Consider the following 17,679-nt stretch of genomic DNA (forward strand, 5'->3'; position numbering starts at 1 on the left):
CGGCGGGAGGGCGAGCAACCACTGGCCGTGCCCGCCGAGCCGCTCCGCGGTCGCGTCGGCGCTTGCAATGAGTCCGGCCGCAGTGAGCAGCGAGAGCTTGGGCGTGCCGGTCGAGCCGGAGGTCGCGATGGCGACCGCCAGGTCGTCCGGCAGCGCACCGTCGGGCAGCTGCGGCGCCGCGTCCGGCGCGTGTGGGTGGATCGGCGCGGTGCCGGTCAGCGCGCCCTCGAGCGAAGGGAGTGACTCGAGGACCGCAGGTCCGGTGGGCAAGGGGAGCGTGGTGATGAGCACCTGCCCATCTTGGCTGATGGACCGCGGACTGGGGGGAGGCCATCCACAGGCTGCCGCATCGGGCTCTCGGACCACGACAGGTGCCCATGCCCCGGGGCGATTCGGTGTCGTTGTGCGCGCCCGTCGTCGTTGTGGGTACTCGGTGGCCCCGAGACGAGCATCCAACCGCCACCAACGACGACAGGCTCGTCGTCAGCCGCGAACGACCGGGCCCGGCGATGTCCGACCGCGACCCCTGCCGGGGCCGCGCCTGTGTGCGGATGCGCCCTCACGACCTGGAGCCCGGTGTCAGGTCCGAGCCTCGGCGAGGCGACTCGCAGGCGAGTTCGCGTGGACTCGTGATCAGAAGTACCAGGGGAAGGGCGACCAGTCGGGCTCGCGCTTCTCGAGGAACTGGTCGCGGCCCTCGACGGCCTCGTCGGTCATGTAGGCCAGACGCGTCGCCTCGCCGGCGAAGACCTGCTGGCCCATGAGCCCGTCATCGGTGAGGTTGAAGGCGAACTTGAGCATCCGGATCGCGGTGGGCGACTTGGCCATGATCTCGCGGGCCATCGTCAGAGCCTCGACCTCGAGCTCGGCGTGGTCGACGACAGCGTTGACCGCGCCCATCTCGTACATCTCGTGGCCGGTGTAGGTGCGACCGAGGAAGAAGATCTCGCGGGCACGCTTCTGCCCCACCATCTTGGCGAGGTAGGCGCTGCCGTACCCGCCGTCGAAGGACCCCACGTCGGCGTCGGTCTGCTTGAAGCGCGCGTGCTGGCTGGCCAGGGTCATGTCGCAGACGACGTGCAGCGAGTGACCGCCACCGGCCGCCCACCCGCCCACGAGGGCGATGACGACCTTGGGCATGGTGCGGATGAGGCGCTGGACCTCGAGGATGTGCAGGCGCCCCCCTTCGGCCTTGACGCGACGCTCGTCGATCCCCGCGACGCTGTCGTCACCGGTCGGGTCGGCCGCGTACTGGTAGCCGGAGCGGCCGCGGATGCGCTGGTCGCCGCCGGTGCAGAAGGACCAGCCCTCGGTGGTGGCGCTGCTGCCCTCACGCGGGGTCGGGCCGTTGCCGGTGAGCAGGACGACGCCCACGTCGGGGGTGCGGCGCGCGTGGTCGAGGGTGCGGTAGAGCTCGTCGACCGTGTGCGGGCGGAAGGCGTTGAGGATCTCCGGCCGGTCGAAGGCGATCCGGACGCACCCCACGTCCTTGGCCCGGTGGTACGTGAGGTCGGTGAGGTCCTCGAAGCCGGGGACCACCTCCCAGGCCTGCGGGTCGAAGGTCTCGCTGACGTTGTCCAGTGCGCTCACGGGGGTGAGCCTACTGACCGGTCCGAGGCGACGGAGGCGCGCCTCAGGCGACGAGGCTGATGAGCAGGACCATCGGCAACGAGACGACGGCACCCAGCGAGGTCGCCAGGGTGAGTGTCTTGAGCGCGCCCTTGGTCGACAGCCCCAGCAGGCTCTTGAACATCCAGAAGAAGTTGCTGTTGACGTGCAGGGCGAACATCGCGCCGGAGGCGATCGACAGCCCGATGACGACCGGGTCGACACCGGTGGATGCGACGACCGGGCCGATGATGCCGGCGGCCGTGATCGCGCCGACCGACACCGAGCCGATGGCGAAGTGCAGCAGCGCCGCGATGAACCACGCGAGCAGCACGCTGATGAGCACCGGGGCGCCGGCGTCCGCGGAGAAGAGGCCCTTGAGCGTGTCGCCGAGACCGGTCGCCGTGATGACCGCGCCGAGCGAGCCGCCGATGCCGGTGATGAGCAGGATCTCGCCGGTGGTGCGGAAACCGCTGGACAGGGCGTTTTCGGTGCCGTCGTTGCCGAGCGTGGCCCGACCGATGAGGAAGGCGATGAGCAGACCGATGAAGAGCGCGATGTTGGCATTGCCGAAGAAGGCGATGACGTCGTTGCTGTGCTTGAAGAGGTCCATGAAGGCACCGAAGGCGATGAGCACCAGCGGCACGAGGATGGGGGAGAGGCGTGCCAGCAGCGGGAGCCGGAGCGCGCGCTCGGGGACGGCGTCCGGGTCCTCGACGTCGGTGTCCAGGTGCTCGGCGTCACGCGGTGAGGACTCGACGTCAGCGCGGGCGAGGTAGGTGTGGTGGCCCGGGTTCTCGGGGTGCTCCTCCTCGTCGGGGTCGATGTCGGTCAGCTCGTCCCACAGCCCGGCGCGCAGCAGGAGGCGGAAGAGGAGCGTCGTCACCAGGGCCGTGGCCAGGCCGATGGGGGCGCCGAAGACGAGATAGCGACCGAGGGGGATCTCCAGGAGCCCGGCGACCGCGACGGCAGCCAGACCGGGGACGACGAAGACATAGCCCGAGAAGATGCCGATCCCGATGGCGCCAGCGAGCCACGGCAGGCCCTTCTTGCGGTCGACGACCGGTGCGGCCTGGCGGGCCATCGGGGAGGCGAGGACGACCTGCACGTCGACGTAGATCGAGGGGAAGATCGTGGCCAGCGCTGCCGCCATGGCGTACGGGAGCTTGCCGCCGACCCGGCGCGCGATGATCTCGACAAGCGCGCGGAAGGTCCCGGTGGCCTGCAGCAGCGAGCCGATGAGCACGCCGAAGCCGATGAGCAGGCCGACCTCGCCCATGATCTCGCCGAAGCCGCCGGTGATCTCCGTGACCGTCTTTTCCAGGCCCACGCCTGCGGACAGTCCGAGGAAGACCGAGGCGATGATCAGCGAGATCACCGGGTCGACCTTGAACCGGATGATGAGCAGGATCGCCAGGGCGATCGCGATGAGGGTCAGCGCAATGGTCACGCGCCGACCTTACGCGCTCGTGACCGACCTCACACCCCGGCATGATCCCCAGCCACGGCCCCGATCCCTCGTCGGTCCACAGCGAGCGAAGGGGGGTCCCTCTCGCCTCCCGCGGACGGTGGGGTGGGTGCACGGCCGCTCACCCGGATCGGCCCGGAGAGGCGGAGCGACATGACAGATCGATGGATGGGTCTGGTGGAGGACCTGATGTGGGACGACCGGCGCGAGGGTGCCCTGCTCGAGACCCAGGGGAGGGGCGAGCTGCTCCAGATCGTCGTCTTGCGGGGGCAGGTCATCGACGTCCGGCACGAGCCGGTGAGCGGCAGCGGGTATGAGTGCGCGGCGCTCGAGATGGAGTATCCGCGCCCAGCGCTGGCGCCGAGAGGGGAGGGGATGACTGTCCGCGAGCCCCCGCACGAGGCGATGGTCGGTTGGCTCGAGCGGGTCGTCGGGGGCGTGGAGACCCTTGCTGCCCTGGACGCTCGGCCGTTGCCGGTCGCCTCGCCGGTCGATGCGCGCTCGCTGCCGGATCCGCAGCGCGAGCTGGCGCAGGCCGTCGACGAACAGCTCGAGAGAGCCTCGGTGGGGTGGCCCATCGTCGACGAGGCGCTCAGCGCCTGCCGTGGCCTGCTCACTGCCGCGGCCGACGCCGGCATGCTGCGGGTGTGGCGGGACCTCGAGCCCGAGCGGATCGCCGCCATCGTCGTGCACTGCATCGCCAAGGCCAACGCGCTGGTGGGTTCTGGTGCGCCCTTCACCGTGGCGCACTGGCTGCGTGACCTCGGGACGAGCTCGGCACCGTCGAGCCGGTCCGCGACCCTCGCCACGACGATCGGTGGCGGGCAGTGGTCGCACGGGCAGCGTCCCGCGGAGGCACCCGATGTCTACGTGCTCGGCGACGCGCGCCTGCTCGTCAGCCGCTTTCGCCGGGAGCTGATCACCTACCGGGACCTGGCGGTGAGGATCCGCGAGGACTGAGGCACCCGCCGCCGGCGGCCCGTGGTGCACCATGTCCCCATGGCGAGCACGCAGTCGACCCGGATACGCCGGGCTGTCCAGCGGTACGCCGCGAGCCACGAGGAGCTGCGCGGCGTCACCGATGCCTATGTCGCGCTCGTGACCCGGCTGCTGGACGACGCCGGTATCAACTACCTGGCGGTGACAGGGCGGACCAAGTCGGTGGAGTCCTTCGCCGGCAAGGCCGCGCGACGGCTGCAGGGCGGGCGTCTCGCCCACCCCAAGCCCCTCACCGACATCACTGACCAGGTCGGCGTGCGCGTGGTGACCTATGTCCTCGCCGATGTCGACGCGGTGGCGCAGCTGCTGGCCTCGCAGCTGGTGGTCCGCGAGGACCGCGACATGGGTCAGGAGACGGCCGACGCAGGACGTTTCGGCTACTCCAGCCGTCACCTCCTCGTCGCGCTCGACGAGGAGCGCGCGGAGCCGGGCATCCCGACGAGCCGCCCGGCCTCGGTGCAGATCCGCACGGTGCTGCAGCACGCCTGGGCAGAGTTCGAGCACGACGTCCGCTACAAGGGATCGGTCTCGGCCGAGCACGCCCCCGACTTCGACCGTCGCTTCACCCTCGCGGCCGGTCTGCTCGAGCTGGCGGACCAGCAGTTCTCGGCCATCCGGGACCGACACCGCGAGGAGCTCACCTCACCTGCCGAGGGCGCCGACGACGACCCGCGGATCAGCCCGACCGACCTGGCGGCCTTCCTCGCCGGCCAGTTCACCGACGCCGGGTGGTCACGCACCGACCACTACGTCTGGATCAGCGGGCTGCTCCTCGAGCTGGGGATCAGCTCGCTCTCCGAGCTGCGCGAGGTCCTGCGGGACGTCGACGTCGAGTCGATCGAGGGCCACATGGGCTACCGCTACCCACCCGGTGCGGTCCGTCGCCTCGACGACGCGCTGCTGTCCGTCTACGGGGAGCGGTACGTCGCACTGCACGGCAACGCGCACCGGATCGCGCTGCTGGAGGCCCGCCTCGGTCGGCTCGCCGACTGATCAGCCCCGAGGGCACCGGGTTACCGTCTGCCCATGGCACTGCACCTGTACCAGCTCTCCATCGACGCGCATGACCATGCTGCCCTCGCGAGATGGTGGGCCGACGCGCTCGGGTGGCGCGTGGACTTCGAGGACGAGCACGAGTGCAATGTCGTGCCCCCCGAGCACACCGAGGACCCGATCGACGACACCGCGACGTGGCTGACGGGCCGGACCTCGCTCGTCTTCGTCCCCGTGCCCGAGGGCAAGACGATCAAGAACCGCCTGCACATCGACCTGGCCCCGCACATCGACCAGGACCGCGACGCCGAGATCGAGGCGCTGCTGGCCAAGGGAGCCACCCGCGTCGACGTCGGCCAGACCCCCGATGTCACCTGGACAGTGCTCGCCGACCCGGAGGGCAACGAGTTCTGCGTGCTCTCCTCCCGCGACCGGTGAGCCACGTGCAGTGCGCGCAGTGGCCGGACTCCGTCGACGAGCTGCTCGATGACCTGCGGGTGGTGACCCTGCCCCTCACCACCCGGTTCCGCGGCGTCGACGAGCGCGAGGTCGCCCTCGTCCACGGGCCCTGCGGCTGGGGGGAGTTCGCCCCCTTCGTCGAGTACGGACCGACCGAGGCGGCGCGCTGGCTGGAGGCCGCGGTCGAGGCCGCGTGGGCCGGCTGGCCGGACCCGGTGCGCGCCGAGGTGCCGGTCAACGCCACGGTGCCCGCGGTGCCGTCCGAGCGCGTCGCCCAGGTCCTGGCCCGCTACGACGGGTGCACCACGGCCAAGATCAAGGTGGCCGAGCGCGGCCAGAGCGAGCAGGACGACATCGACCGGGTCGCGGCCGTCCGCGATCTCATGGGCCCGGACGCGCGGATCCGCGTCGACGCCAACGGCGGGTGGTCGCTCGCCCAGGCAGCCGACATGCTGGCGAGGTTGGCCCCCTTCGGCCTGGAGTACGCGGAGCAGCCCTGCGCCGACGTGCGGGACCTCGCCCACCTGCGCGTCGACCTGGCGCACAACGGTGTCGAGGTCCCCGTCGCCGCGGACGAGTCCATCCGCAAGGCGGAGGACCCGCTCGAGGTGGCCCGTCTGCGCGCCGCCGATGTCATCGTCGTCAAGGTCGCGCCGCTCGGTGGGGTGGCAGCCGCTCTGCGCATCGTCGACGAGTGCGGTCTCCCGGCTGTCGTCTCCTCGGCCATCGACTCGAGCGTCGGGCTGCGGGCCGGTGTCGCCCTCGCCGCCGCGCTGCCGCACCTGGACCACGCGTGCGGCCTCGGCACCGGTGCATTGCTCGCTGCCGACGTGACGACCGACCCGCTCCTGCCCGTCGGCGGTGTCCTGCCCGTGCGGGACGTGGTCCCCGACGAGGAGCTGCTGGCGCAGCACGAGTCGCCCGCCCCCCGGCAGCAGTGGTGGCGCGACCGGGTGCGCGCAGCTTGGGCAGCCCGCGACTGAGCGTCGTCCACACCCCGCGGGGTGTGTGGGCAGACGTGCACAGCGCGGCGAAGGGAGCCCCGCTCACCTCGTCGAGACGGTGGGCTGGGCCCATGGACATGGGGATACTCCTTCCGGGGGAGCTGAGCGGGGTCGCGGCCCGACTCGACCGGTACGCCGTGCGGCTGGAGGTCTGCGCGACGCAGGTGCGCACCGCTACCGCGACGAGCTGGCAGGGCGGGGCCGCGGACCTGCACCGCGGGCGGGTGGCCGACCACGCGGCTGACCTCACGAGCCTCGCGGGTCGGGTGCGCGAGAGCGCACGGCTGGTCCGGCAGCTGCAGTCCGTCGCCGAGTCACGACTGGACCTCATCGGCGAGGTCGACCTGACCGTCGGGCTGCTGCCGTGAGTGGCATCGAGGTCTCCGGCGGCGTGGCCGGGCTGTCCGTCGGCCTGATCGAGCTCGAGGACTCCGCCGGTCGGCTGAGACACATCGGGACGGAGCTGACCGCGATCGCCGTGTCGGTGGCATCCGTCGCCGCCGACCCCCGGCTCACGCTGGCCGGGCTGCTCGCACCGCGCGAGCTCGTGGCCGTGGAGCTGGCCCTGCTGGGGTGCACCGGGCCGGGCGGGGTGGCCACCGCAGCGGCGGATGTCATCTCCACCTCGCTCGCCACGACGGCTGCCGTGCGGACCTACCGGGCGGGCGAGGACGCCGTCGAGGCGCTCACCGACGGCATCGCGACCGCCGCCGGGCGCTGGGTGGGGCGCACCGCGGGTCCGGTGCTCCTGGGCGCGGGCCTCGCTCTCGCGCCCCTCGCCGTCGCCGTGCTGTCGACCCCCGCCGGTCGCGATGCCGCGCTGGCCGTGGGACTGGGCCTCGGACGCGGGGTGGACGAGATCCTCTGCGACCACCCGTGGCTCGTCCCTGCCGCGGCAGACGGGCTGGACGGACTGGTCCTCGGGCTCGGCGAGGGTGTCCCTGCACTCGGGCTGTGGTGGCGATGGCGCAGCGGTCAGGCGGGAGCGCACTACCCACCACGCACGCAGCAGGAGGCGCTCGCGGTGATCCTCGCAGCGAGTCGAGGGATCGCTCTGGACGAGACCGATCGCGAGGTCACCCTGACCCCGCACGCGCCTCGCGCCGGCCGAGCCCCGCGCGGTGTGGCCGATCTCGTGGCGGGCGATGGACCGACCTCGGGTGAGGCGCGCGTCCGGGTCACCGGCATCCCGCAGCCGGACGGGGGATGGGCCTGGGTCGTCGACGTGCCCGGGACGCGGTCCTTTGACCCCCGAGCCGGCAGCGACCCCTACGACATGACGAGCAATGTCCTGCTCGTCGCGGGGGAGCGCACCCGCACCATGCAGGCGGTCGTCGACGCCCTCGAGGACGCTCGACGCCGCACGGGCGACACAGGGCCCCCACGCGTCATGCTCACCGGTCACAGCCAGGGTGGTCTCACGGCCGCAGCGCTCGCGGCCGACCCGGGCCTCAGGCGGCGGCTCGGCGTCACCCACGTGGTGACCTCCGCGGCGCCGGTGGCGCGCCTGGACATCCCGCAGGACGTGTCGGTCCTCAGCCTGGAGCACACCCAGGACCTCGTCCCGGGACTCGAGGGCGCGGACAACCCCGACCGGGCGAGCTGGGTGACGGTGGAGCGCTCCATCGCCGATGAGCTCGGAGCGGACGGAAGAGCGACGCAGGCGCACGACAACGGTCTCTATGCGGACACGGCCCGGATGGTCGACGCCAGCGATGCCCCGTCGATCGCTGCCTGGCGAGACGGCGCCGCGGCGTATGTCGGCGACCCCGGTGGCCCCACCGTGACCATCGACTACGACATCGAGCGCCGATGAGGCCGGGCGCGGGTGGCAGGATCGGTCCCGTGAACCCCTCGACCACCGGCGCCCGCGTGCTCCTCGACGAGCTCGCGCGCCACGGGGTGCGCGAGGTGGTGCTCTGCCCCGGCTCGCGTTCGGCGCCCCTCGCCTATGCAGCGCACGACCTCGAGACCGCCGGGCGGATCCGTCTGCACGTGCGGGTCGACGAGCGCAGCGCCGCCTTCCTCGCCCTCGGGCTCGCCAAGACCTCCCGGCGCCCCGCAGCCGTCATCACGACGAGCGGCACCGCCGTGGCCAACCTGTATCCCGCCGTGCTCGAGGCGCACCACGGCGCCGTCCCGCTGCTGCTGCTCACCGCCGACCGTCCGCCCGAGCTGCGCGGCATCGGCGCCAACCAGGCCACTGACCAGGTGGGTGTCTACGGCGAGCACGTCCGCCTCGCCCTCGAGCTCGAGACACCCTCCGACCCGGCACGGCAGGCGCCGGCGTGGCGCACCGCGGCAGCTCGCGCCGTGGCCGCTGCCACCGGCGCGCTCAGCGGACCGGGCGCGGCCGGTCCCGTGCACCTCGACCTGCCCTACCGCGATCCCCTCGCCCCGAGCGGAGCAGATCCCCTCGACCCGGTGGGGGGCCGTCCCGAGGGGGCGCCGTGGGTCACGCTCCCTGCTCCCGTCGCCGTCACCGCGGGTGCAGCGGCACCGTTGGCGCACGACCCCGGCACCCTCGTCGTCATCGGGGAGCTGCCGACCGCCGAGCACCGGGCAGCCGCCCTCGCGTGGGCGGGCCACCACGGTGCGCCCGTCGTCGCCGAGCCCGGCCCGGGGAGCAGCCCGCTCGTCGTGCCCCACGGTGACCGCATCCTCGGGGCAGCGGACTGGGTGGGGGAGCGCCTCCCTTCGCGCGTCGTGGTCATCGGCCGACCGACCCTGGGCCGGGCCGTCCCGTCACTGACGCGGACCCCCGGACTGCGGGTGGAGGTGGTCACCCCCGGTGAGCCCGGCGCGGCCGGCTGGGCTGACGCCACCCACACCGTTGCGGCGGTCCACCCCTTCGCAGCGCTCGCGACCGAGGGCGCAGGGCGCGAGGTCAGCGACCTCGCTCGCACGTGGCTGGCTGCAGGTGAGCGGATGTCAGCGGCGCTGGCCACCGCGGCGGCAGACCTCGACGGCCCGGCCACCGCTCAGACCGTGCACGATGCTCTCCCCGAGGGCAGTGCGCTCTTCCTCGGCAGCAGCAGCGTCGCCCGCGACATCGCGCACGGAATCGCCCGGCCCCGTGAGGACGTGGAGATCGTCACCAGTCGTGGGCTGGCCGGGATCGACGGCTGCGTCTCCACCGCGGTGGGGCTGGCGCTGTCGCGCACCGGGCCCACCGTTGCGCTGCTGGGTGACCTGACCTTCCTGCACGACGCCAACGGCCTGCTCATCGGCCCGGACGAACCCCGACCGGACCTGACGATCGTTGTCGTGGACGACGACGGGGGGAGCATCTTCAGCACGCTGGAGTACGGCGCTGACGAGCTCGCGGGCCCGATGCAGCGGCTCTTCACCACGCCGACAGGCACCGACATCGAGCTGCTCTGCGCCGCGCACGGCGTGCCGGCCACGACCGTGTCCGGCACGGAGGGGCTCGCCGAGCTGGTGTCCCGCCCGAGCACCGGCATCCGGGTCATCCGGGTGCCGGTCGACGCCGGTGCCCGGCGGGATGCGGGTCAGGCGGCTCGTGAAGCCGTGGTCGCGGCGCTCACGGACTGACGCCGAGGGTGCCTCAGCCGCCCAGTGCGGTGCGCATCGGCAGCAGTTTGGCCACCGACTCGGCGACCTCGTCCGCGGCGACCGAGCCCGCGACGATGCCGCAGCCGGCGTACAGACGCAGGGACTGCGGGTTGTCGTACCACCCGCAGCGCAGCGCGATGCCCCACTCGCCGTCGCCGGACGCATCCATCCAACCGACCGGCCCGGCGTACCGGCCGCGGTCCATCTGCTCCAGCTCGGCGATCACAGCGTCGGCGTCGCGCGTCGGGGTGCCGCACACGGCGGCCGAGGGGTGCAGGGACGCGGCCAGGGCCAGCGAGGTCGACCCGTCACGCACGACGCCAGCGACATCGGTCGCGAGATGCATGACGTTGTTGAGGTGCAGGACGAAGGGGGACTCCGGCACGTTGATCGAGGAGGTGTGCTCCGTCAGCGCGTCGGCCACCGAGCGCACCGCGTACTCGTGCTCCTCGAGGTCCTTGCTGCTGCGGGCCAGCGAGCCGGCGAGGGCCAGGTCGTGGCTGTCGTCACCGGTGCGCCGGATCGTGCCGGCGAGCACCCGGGAGGTGACCAGCCCGCGCTCGAGCCGCACGAGCATCTCGGGGGTGGCCCCGACGAGCCCGTCGACGGCGAAGACCCAGGTCGTGTCGTAGTCCTCGGCCAGACGGGCGAGGAGCCAGCGGGGGTCGATGCGCTGCTCGGCGCTCGCCTGGACGGCGCGGGCCAGGACGACCTTGTCGAGCTCGCCGGCGCTGATCCGGGCGACCGCCTCCTCGACGGCCTGCGCCCAGCACACAGCGGTCAGGTCACGGTCGGCGAAGGTGACCTCGCCGGGGTCGAGGGGCTCCGGCTGGACGGTGAGCGGCTCGTCGGCCGGCGGGACGGTGGCGTCGGTGGTCGTGGTCGTGACCCAGGCGAGGGCGCCGCGGCGGCCGACGACGACCTCGGGCACGACGAGCACCGACTCGGTCCCGGAGTCGGGGGAGTAGGCCATCGACCCGAAGGCGATCGGTCCGGTCCCCGGCTCGTCGACGTCGTCGCGCACGATGGCCTCGGCGGTGACGCCGCGCCACCACTCCTGCGCCCGGTCGAAGCGGTCTGCCCCGCTCGCGCTGAAGGTGGCCACCCGGCCCCAGCCGACGAAGCCCTCGCCCTTGCGGACCCAGGAGACGACGTCGCCTGCGTCCTCGGGCTCGGGGAGCAGGGCCAGCAGGTCGCCGACCCGGGTGGCCGGGACGGCCACGGTGCGCACGACCACAGCGGGGTGCGGGTTGCCGAGCGGGTGGGGGACGTCGGCGGGCGATGGTGAGGTCATGGCGGGCAACAGCCTACGACTGCAGATGGGAGGATGAGGACATGAGCCGCGCCACCCTGCAGAAGGACCCCAAGGACGTCGCCGCGATGTTCGACGAGACCGCCGCGAAGTACGACCTGATGAACGACGTGATGTCGCTGGGTCAGACGCGGCTGTGGCGTCGGGCCGTGCTGCGCGCCATCGATCCCCAACCGGGCGAGCGCATCCTCGACATCGCCGCGGGCCCCGGGTCCTCGTCCCTCCCGCTGCGTCGGGCCGGTGCGGACGTGGCCTCGGCCGACTTCTCCCTCGGCATGCTGCGCCAGGGGCTCAAGCAGAGCCCTCAGCTGCACTTCACCGCGGCCGACGCCACCCGCCTGCCCTTCGCCGACGAGTCCTTCGACGTCGTGACGATGTCCTTCGGCTTCCGCAATGTCGTGGAGCCCGAGGTGGCCCTGCGCGAGTTCCTGCGGGTGACCCGGCCCGGCGGTCGACTGCTCATCTGCGAGTTCAGCCAGCCGGTCAACAAGGTCTTCCGCACCGTGTACTCCGAGTACCTCATGGCCGCCTTCCCGCCCGTGGCGCGCCGCCTGAGCTCCAACCCGGACTCCTACGTCTACCTCGCCGAGTCGATCCAGTCCTGGCCGGCCCAGGAGCCGCTGGCCCGGATGGTGGCCGGCGCCGGGTGGGCCGACGTCGAGTGGAACAACCTGACGGGTGGGGTCGTGGCGCTCCACCGGGCCGTGAAGGCGGGCTGAGACGCCCCCTTCGCTCGCTGGGTAAGGACAGCCTGTGTCACCCGGATTGTTTCCAGCGAGTAGGCTGCCCGCCGATCGTGAAAAGATTCACAAGCAGCTGAGGAACATCTCGTGACCAGTGCACTGCCTGCGGCCGACGGAGACCGCAGTGTCGACGTCATCATCGTCGGAGCCGGGCCCGGTGGCAGCGCCACCGCCGCGTGGCTGGCGAAGGCCGGCAAGGACGTCGTCCTGCTGGAGAAGTCGCGCTTCCCGCGCGACAAGATCTGTGGCGACGGGCTGACGCCCCGCGCAGTGCGCCAGCTGATCAACCTCGGCATCCCCCTGTCGGAGACCGACGGCTGGGCCCACAACAAGGGCCTGAGGATCATCGGCGGCGGCATGCGCCTGCAGCTGGACTGGCCCGATGTCACCTCCTTCCCCGGCTACGGCATGGTCCGGGCCCGCCAGGACCTCGACGAGGTCCTCGCCCGGCACGCGGCCTCCTGCGGCGCCGAGCTGCTCGAGGGGCGCAATGTCTCCGAGCCGATCCGTGACGAGGACGGCCGCATCGTCGGCGTCGTCGCCAAGGTCGTCGACGAGCGCGGTCGGGCCACGGGCGAGCGCGAGACCTACCGGGCGCCCGTCGTCGTCGCCGCCGACGGGGTCTCCTCGCGGCTGTCGGTGAAGATGGGCCGCGAGAAGCGCGAGGACCGGCCGATGGCCGTCGCCGTGCGCGCCTACTACGAGACCCCCCGCCACGACGACGAGTACCTCGAGAGCCACCTCGAGCTGTGGTCGACGACGCCCGAAGGGGGACGCATCCTCATGCCGGGCTACGGCTGGCTCTTCGGTCTGGGGGACGGCCGCTCCAACATCGGGCTCGGCGTGCTCAACACCTCGGAGGCCTTCGGCCGGACCGACTACAAGGACGTCATGCGTCGCTGGGTCGAGACGATGCCGCCCGAGTGGGGCATCAACGAGGGCACCATCACCGGCGACATCACGGCTGCCGCGCTGCCCATGGCCTTCAACCGCCAGCCTCTCTACGCCGACGGGCTGATGCTCGTCGGTGACTCCGGCGGCATGGTCAACCCCTTCAACGGCGAGGGCATCGACTACGCCCTCGAGGCCGGCCTCGCTGCGGCCGAGACGATCGTCCAGGCCCTCGCCCGGCCGACCGCAGCCGATCGCGAGCGCGTGCTCGTCTCCTACATCGCCCGGATGAAGGACATGCACGGCGGCTACTTCACGCTCGGGGCGCAGTTCGCCAAGCTCATCGGCAAGCCCGAGATCATGCGCCTGGCGACCAAGTACGGCCTGCCGCGGCAGACGCTGATGAAGTTCATGCTCAAGCTCATGGCCAACCTGCCGGAGGAGAAGGGCGGCGGTCTCGACGACCGCCTCGTCCAGCTCATGACCAAGGTCGCTCCCAATGCATGAGCCCGCCGTCGACGTGCTGCAGGTCACCCCTAGGATCGACCATGGCGTGCATCACATGACTGAAGAAGAAAGCGAGGTGCAGCGATGAACCCGTACATCCCGCTGCTCATCCTCTTCGCGCTCGGCCTCGGCTTCGCGCTCGTCTCCGTGGGGACGAGCCTGGTCGTGGGCCCCGCCCGGTACAACGCGGCCAAGGCCCAGGCCTACGAGTGCGGCATCCAGCCGACGCCGCAGGCCGCGGAGGGCGGCCGCTTCCCGGTCAAGTACTACCTGACCGCGATGCTGTTCATCATCTTCGACATCGAGGCGCTCTTCCTCTACCCCTTCGCCGTCGCCTTCGACGAGCTCGGGGCCTTCACGCTCGGTGCCGTGGTGCTTTTCCTGTTCAACGCGTTCTTCATCGCTGATGCCTATGTCTGGCGTCGCGGTGGGTTCGAGTGGGACTGACGAGGACGGATCTGACATGGGTATCGAGGAAAAGCTGCCTTCGGGCATCGCACTGACCACCGTCGAGAATCTTGCGGGCTACATGCGCAAGTCGTCGATGTGGCCGGCCACCTTCGGGCTGGCCTGCTGCGCCATCGAGATGATGGCCGTCGGCACGCCGCACTACGACATCGCCCGCTTCGGCATGGAGCGCTTCGCGGCGACCCCACGCCAGGCGGACCTGATGATCGTCGCCGGTCGGGTGAGCAACAAGATGGCTCCCGTGGTGCGCCAGGTCTACGACCAGATGGCCAACCCCAAGTGGGTCATCTCGATGGGTGTGTGCGCCAGCTCCGGCGGCATGTTCAACAACTACGCGATCGTCCAGGGCGTAGACCACATCATCCCGGTCGACATCTACCTGCCCGGCTGCCCGCCCCGGCCGGAGATGCTGCTCAACGCGATCATCACGCTGCACGAGCAGATCCAGAGCACACCCTTGGGTGTCAACCGGGTCGCCGCCGCGCGTGCTGCCGAAAAGGCAGCGCTCGGCGCCACCCCGACGGAGCTGCAGCCCCCGACGCACGACCACGAGGCGCTGCTCGGAAGGAACCTGCTGGCATGACCGACGACAACAAGGACGTTGCCGCAGCCAAGCCCGAGGGCGTGCACCCCCAGGGCCCCGGCCTCGGTGGCACCGCCAACAAGGGCTTCCCCTCCACGGAGGGGCTGACCGGGGGCAACCGCCCCGTCGAGTACTCCAATGTCGTGGGGGAGCCGACCGGCGAGGTCGACCCCGAGCAGGCCCCCGTCGTGCGTGACGAGCGCCGTGGCATGTTCGGCGCCACCGACGGTCAGGACACCTCCGGCTACGGCGGCCTCAAGCGCACGGTCGCCTTCCCCGGTGCCACGCCCCGGCCCTACGGCGGCTGGTACGACGAGGTCGTCGACCGGCTCGCCGAGGCGACCGGGACGGACCTGGTCGAGCGGGTCGTCGTGCACGCCGACGAGCTGACGCTGCACGTGCGCCGTGAGGACCTCCCGGTCGTCATGCGCGCCCTGCGCGACCGGCCCGACCTGCGCTTCGAGATGTGCATGTCCGTCTCCGGGGTGCACTACCCGCAGGAGGAGGGCGCCGAGCTGCACGTCGCCTACCACCTGCTGTCGATCACCCACGGCGGCCGCCGCCTGCGCGTGGAGGTCACCGCGCCCGACAGCGACCCGCACATCCCGAGCGTCGTCGCGACCTACCCGGCCGCCGACTGGCACGAGCGCGAGACCTGGGACATGTTCGGCGTCATCTTCGACGGGCACCCGTCGCTGACCCGCATCCTGATGCCCGACGACTGGGCCGGGCACCCGCAGCGCAAGGACTACCCGCTGGGTGGCATCCCGGTGGAGTACAAGGGCGGCACCGTCCCGCCGCCCGACGAGCGGAGGTCGTACAACTGATGGCTCGCACACACACGCACACGGCAGGGGTGCACTCCACCCCCGGAGCCGACGACCTCGCCGAGGGCCACGTCGTCAACGTCCAGGGCGGTGACTGGGACCAGGAGATGGGCGAGCTCGGGATGAACCCCGAGGAGCGCATCGTCCTCAACATGGGTCCCCAGCACCCTTCGACGCACGGCGTGCTCCGGCTCATCCTCGAGCTCGACGGCGAGACGGTCACCGAGGCCCGCGCGGGCATCGGGTACCTGCACACCGGCATCGAGAAGAACATGGAGTTCCGCACCTGGACGCAGGGGGTCACCTTCTGCACCCGGATGGACTACCTGACCCCGATGTTCCAGGAGACGGCCTACTGCCTCGCCATCGAAAAGGTGCTGGGCATCACCGCGGACATCCCGGAGCGTGCCAGCGCGATCCGGGTGCTCATGATGGAGCTGACCCGCGTCTCCAGCCACCTCATCTGCCTCGGCACCGGCGGCATGGAGATGGGCGCGACGACGATCATGACGATCGGCTTCCGCGAGCGCGAGCGCATCCTCTCGGTGATCGAGAACATCACCGGTCTGCGGATGAACAACGCCTACGTCCGTCCCGGCGGCGTCGCCCAGGACCTGCCCCACGGCGCCATCGACAAGATCCGCGAGATGGTGCCGCAGGTGCGCAAGGGCATCCTCGAGCTCGACAAGCTGCTGCTCGAGAACCCCATCCTCAAGGGCCGCACCAAGAACGTCGGCGTGCTCTCCCTCACCGGGTGCACGGCGCTCGGTATCACCGGCCCGGTCCTGCGCTCGACGGGTCTGCCGCACGACCTGCGCAAGCTGTCCCCGTACTGCGGTTATGAGAAGTACGACTTCGACGTCATCACCCGCACGGGAGCCGACGCCTATGACCGGCTGGTCATCCGCATCGAGGAGATGCGCGAGAGCCTGAAGATCATCGAGCAGGTGATCGACGAGCTGCAGCGCAACCCCGGCGAGACGATGGTCGCCGACAAGCGCATCGCCTGGCCGGCCAAGCTGGCTGTCGGAGGCGATGGCCAGGGCAACAGCCTGGACCACATCCGCGAGATCATGGGCACCTCGATGGAGTCCCTGATCCACCACTTCAAGCTCGTCACCGAGGGCTTCCGGGTCCCGCCCGGCCAGGCCTACGTGGCGATCGAGTCGCCCAAGGGCGAGCTGGGCTGCCACGTCGTCGCCGACGGTGGCACGCGCCCGTACCGGGCCCACTTCCGGGACCCGAGCTTCAACAACCTGCAGGCCGTCGCGGCCATGTGCGAAGGGGGCATGCTCGCCGACGTCATCGTCGCCGTCGCCTCCATCGACCCCGTGATGGGAGGAGTGGACCGATGACAGGACACTTTGGGAGGCAGAGCGCCTCGGGGCACCTGCACGTGCCCTCGGAGAGCAAGGAGCCGTACCCGGCGGACGTGCTCGAGCAACTGTCGCTCGATGCCGAGCAGGTCATCGCCCGTTACCCGCAGCCGCGCTCGGCGCTGCTGCCGCTGCTGCACCTCGTGCAGAGCGTCGACGGGTACGTCACCGGCCGTGGCATCGACTTCTGCGCGCACACCCTCGACCTGACGCTGGCCGAGGTCTCGGGCGTCGCGACCTTCTACACCCAGTACAAGCGCCACCCCAACGGTGACTACACCGTCGGCGTCTGCACCAACACCCTGTGCGCGGTCATGGGCGGCGACCAGATCTGGGAGACCGTCAGCGAGCACCTGGGCATCGGCCACGACGAGACGACCGAGGACGGCAAGGTCACCCTCGAGCGCATCGAGTGCAATGCCGCGTGCGACTACGCCCCGGTCGTCATGACCAACTGGGAGTTCTTCGACAACCAGACCCCCGACTCGACCGTGCAGCTGGTCGACGACCTGCGCTCCGGAGCCCCGGTGGCCCCGACCCGCGGCCCGAGCCGCGTGTGCACCTTCAAGCAGGTCTCCCGCGTGCTCGCCGGCTTCCCCGACGGGCTCGCCGACGAGGGCATCGGCGCCGGGCCCGCCTCCCTTCGCGGGGTGGAGCTGGCCAGACGCGAAGGGTGGACCGCTCCCGGTGACGGGTCGGACGCCACGAGCGCGGACTCCCGCGGCGAGTCCGTCGACGGCATCGCGGTCGGCGAGCAGGGCTCGGTCGACACCCCGGCCAATGCCCCGGACGAGCGGCCCGGTGGGCAGGACGCCCAGGAGCAGGCCAAGGAGGACGACAAGTGACCACGCTGACCCCGATCCTC

18 protein-coding genes are annotated in these 17,679 nt (G+C 71.4%); 14 read left to right on the plus strand and 4 right to left on the minus strand.

Features of this window, described 5'->3' with window-relative positions; genetic code table 11:
• From JLI01S_RS10380 to JLI01S_RS10390, 3 genes are all read right to left on the minus strand, one after another.
• On the minus strand, positions 1 to 291 hold a 291-nt coding region (locus tag JLI01S_RS10380; protein WP_157074909.1), incomplete at its 3' end, for an AMP-binding protein.
• Positions 292 to 633: 342 nt separating this feature from the next.
• Positions 634 to 1,590, minus strand: a complete 957-nt coding sequence (locus JLI01S_RS10385; protein ID WP_068264176.1) for a 1,4-dihydroxy-2-naphthoyl-CoA synthase — start codon at positions 1,588 to 1,590, stop codon at positions 634 to 636.
• A 43-nt stretch (positions 1,591 to 1,633) separates the two neighbouring features.
• Positions 1,634 to 3,058, minus strand: coding sequence for a GntP family permease (locus JLI01S_RS10390; protein ID WP_068264178.1), 1,425 nt, complete (start codon positions 3,056 to 3,058; stop codon positions 1,634 to 1,636).
• A gap of 171 nt (positions 3,059 to 3,229) precedes the next feature.
• On the opposite strand from JLI01S_RS10390, the gene JLI01S_RS10395 reads away from it, so the two are divergent.
• The 7 genes from JLI01S_RS10395 to menD all read left to right on the plus strand — a co-directional run bounded on the left by JLI01S_RS10395 (position 3,230) and on the right by menD (position 10,086).
• A complete protein-coding gene (locus JLI01S_RS10395) occupies positions 3,230 to 4,036 on the plus strand; it encodes a hypothetical protein (protein ID WP_157074910.1) in 807 nt (268 codons plus the stop codon).
• A gap of 39 nt (positions 4,037 to 4,075) precedes the next feature.
• Entirely contained in the window at positions 4,076 to 5,068 is a 993-nt protein-coding gene (locus JLI01S_RS10400; RefSeq protein WP_068264182.1) for a GTP pyrophosphokinase, read from the plus strand.
• Between the two features lie 33 nt (positions 5,069 to 5,101).
• Positions 5,102 to 5,506, plus strand: a complete 405-nt coding sequence (locus JLI01S_RS10405; protein WP_068264184.1) for a VOC family protein — start codon at positions 5,102 to 5,104, stop codon at positions 5,504 to 5,506.
• Positions 5,503 to 6,510 carry an o-succinylbenzoate synthase gene (locus tag JLI01S_RS10410; RefSeq protein WP_439645569.1) on the plus strand — a complete coding sequence of 336 codons (1,008 nt, stop codon included), beginning with the start codon at positions 5,503 to 5,505 and terminating at the stop codon, positions 6,508 to 6,510. The genes JLI01S_RS10405 and JLI01S_RS10410 overlap by 4 nt, the downstream gene beginning before the upstream one ends.
• A 92-nt stretch (positions 6,511 to 6,602) precedes the next feature.
• Complete coding sequence (locus JLI01S_RS10415; protein WP_157074911.1) at positions 6,603 to 6,899, plus strand: hypothetical protein; 297 nt, start codon at positions 6,603 to 6,605, stop codon at positions 6,897 to 6,899.
• Entirely contained in the window at positions 6,896 to 8,347 is a 1,452-nt protein-coding gene (locus JLI01S_RS10420; RefSeq protein WP_068264188.1) for a hypothetical protein, read from the plus strand. The genes JLI01S_RS10415 and JLI01S_RS10420 overlap by 4 nt, the downstream gene beginning before the upstream one ends.
• 29 nt (positions 8,348 to 8,376) lie before the next feature.
• The gene (menD, locus tag JLI01S_RS10425; protein WP_068264190.1) at positions 8,377 to 10,086 is read left to right on the plus strand and encodes a 2-succinyl-5-enolpyruvyl-6-hydroxy-3-cyclohexene-1-carboxylic-acid synthase; all 1,710 of its coding nucleotides are present in this window, start codon (positions 8,377 to 8,379) and stop codon (positions 10,084 to 10,086) included.
• Positions 10,087 to 10,099: 13 nt separating this feature from the next.
• Here menD and JLI01S_RS10430 read toward each other — a convergent pair whose 3' ends face one another.
• Entirely contained in the window at positions 10,100 to 11,401 is a 1,302-nt protein-coding gene (locus JLI01S_RS10430; protein WP_068264192.1) for an isochorismate synthase, read from the minus strand.
• 41 nt (positions 11,402 to 11,442) lie between these two features.
• On the opposite strand from JLI01S_RS10430, the gene JLI01S_RS10435 reads away from it, so the two are divergent.
• The 7 genes from JLI01S_RS10435 (at position 11,443) to nuoE (ending at position 17,659) form a co-directional block, all read left to right on the plus strand.
• The gene (locus tag JLI01S_RS10435; protein ID WP_068264194.1) at positions 11,443 to 12,138 is read left to right on the plus strand and encodes a demethylmenaquinone methyltransferase; all 696 of its coding nucleotides are present in this window, start codon (positions 11,443 to 11,445) and stop codon (positions 12,136 to 12,138) included.
• Between the two features lie 111 nt (positions 12,139 to 12,249).
• Positions 12,250 to 13,560: a geranylgeranyl reductase family protein gene (locus tag JLI01S_RS10440; protein WP_068264196.1), complete on the plus strand. Its 1,311-nt coding sequence runs from the start codon at positions 12,250 to 12,252 to the stop codon at positions 13,558 to 13,560.
• An 84-nt stretch (positions 13,561 to 13,644) separates the two neighbouring features.
• On the plus strand, positions 13,645 to 14,007 hold the full coding sequence (locus tag JLI01S_RS10445; protein ID WP_068264198.1) for an NADH-quinone oxidoreductase subunit A: 363 nt from the start codon (positions 13,645 to 13,647) through the stop codon (positions 14,005 to 14,007).
• Between the two features lie 16 nt (positions 14,008 to 14,023).
• The gene (locus JLI01S_RS10450; RefSeq protein ID WP_068264200.1) at positions 14,024 to 14,611 is read left to right on the plus strand and encodes a NuoB/complex I 20 kDa subunit family protein; all 588 of its coding nucleotides are present in this window, start codon (positions 14,024 to 14,026) and stop codon (positions 14,609 to 14,611) included.
• A complete protein-coding gene (locus JLI01S_RS10455; RefSeq protein WP_157074912.1) occupies positions 14,608 to 15,438 on the plus strand; it encodes an NADH-quinone oxidoreductase subunit C in 831 nt (276 codons plus the stop codon). The genes JLI01S_RS10450 and JLI01S_RS10455 overlap by 4 nt, the downstream gene beginning before the upstream one ends.
• Complete coding sequence (locus JLI01S_RS10460) at positions 15,438 to 16,793, plus strand: NADH-quinone oxidoreductase subunit D (RefSeq protein ID WP_068264202.1); 1,356 nt, start codon at positions 15,438 to 15,440, stop codon at positions 16,791 to 16,793. The genes JLI01S_RS10455 and JLI01S_RS10460 overlap by 1 nt, the downstream gene beginning before the upstream one ends.
• A complete protein-coding gene (nuoE, locus tag JLI01S_RS10465) occupies positions 16,790 to 17,659 on the plus strand; it encodes an NADH-quinone oxidoreductase subunit NuoE (RefSeq protein WP_068264204.1) in 870 nt (289 codons plus the stop codon). Before JLI01S_RS10460 ends, nuoE begins: the two co-directional genes overlap by 4 nt.
• Positions 17,660 to 17,679: the final 20 nt, after the last annotated feature.

This window comes from Janibacter limosus NBRC 16128, from assembly GCF_001570985.1.
Lineage (GTDB): Bacteria > Actinomycetota > Actinomycetes > Actinomycetales > Dermatophilaceae > Janibacter > Janibacter limosus.

Bases quoted from the DNA above. Each gene is read 5' to 3' on its own strand.
- JLI01S_RS10395 (WP_157074910.1), top strand. From the start codon at position 3,230: ATGACAGATCGATGGATGGGTCTGGTGGAGGACCTGATGTGGGACGAC.
- JLI01S_RS10400 (WP_068264182.1), top strand. From the start codon at position 4,076: ATGGCGAGCACGCAGTCGACCCGGATACGCCGGGCTGTCCAGCGGTAC.
- JLI01S_RS10405 (WP_068264184.1), top strand. From the start codon at position 5,102: ATGGCACTGCACCTGTACCAGCTCTCCATCGACGCGCATGACCATGCT.
- JLI01S_RS10415 (WP_157074911.1), top strand. From the start codon at position 6,603: ATGGACATGGGGATACTCCTTCCGGGGGAGCTGAGCGGGGTCGCGGCC.
- JLI01S_RS10430 (WP_068264192.1), bottom strand. From the start codon at position 11,401: ATGACCTCACCATCGCCCGCCGACGTCCCCCACCCGCTCGGCAACCCG.
- JLI01S_RS10435 (WP_068264194.1), top strand. From the start codon at position 11,443: ATGAGCCGCGCCACCCTGCAGAAGGACCCCAAGGACGTCGCCGCGATG.
- JLI01S_RS10445 (WP_068264198.1), top strand. From the start codon at position 13,645: ATGAACCCGTACATCCCGCTGCTCATCCTCTTCGCGCTCGGCCTCGGC.
- JLI01S_RS10450 (WP_068264200.1), top strand. From the start codon at position 14,024: ATGGGTATCGAGGAAAAGCTGCCTTCGGGCATCGCACTGACCACCGTC.
- JLI01S_RS10455 (WP_157074912.1), top strand. From the start codon at position 14,608: ATGACCGACGACAACAAGGACGTTGCCGCAGCCAAGCCCGAGGGCGTG.
- JLI01S_RS10460 (WP_068264202.1), top strand. From the start codon at position 15,438: ATGGCTCGCACACACACGCACACGGCAGGGGTGCACTCCACCCCCGGA.
- nuoE (WP_068264204.1), top strand. From the start codon at position 16,790: ATGACAGGACACTTTGGGAGGCAGAGCGCCTCGGGGCACCTGCACGTG.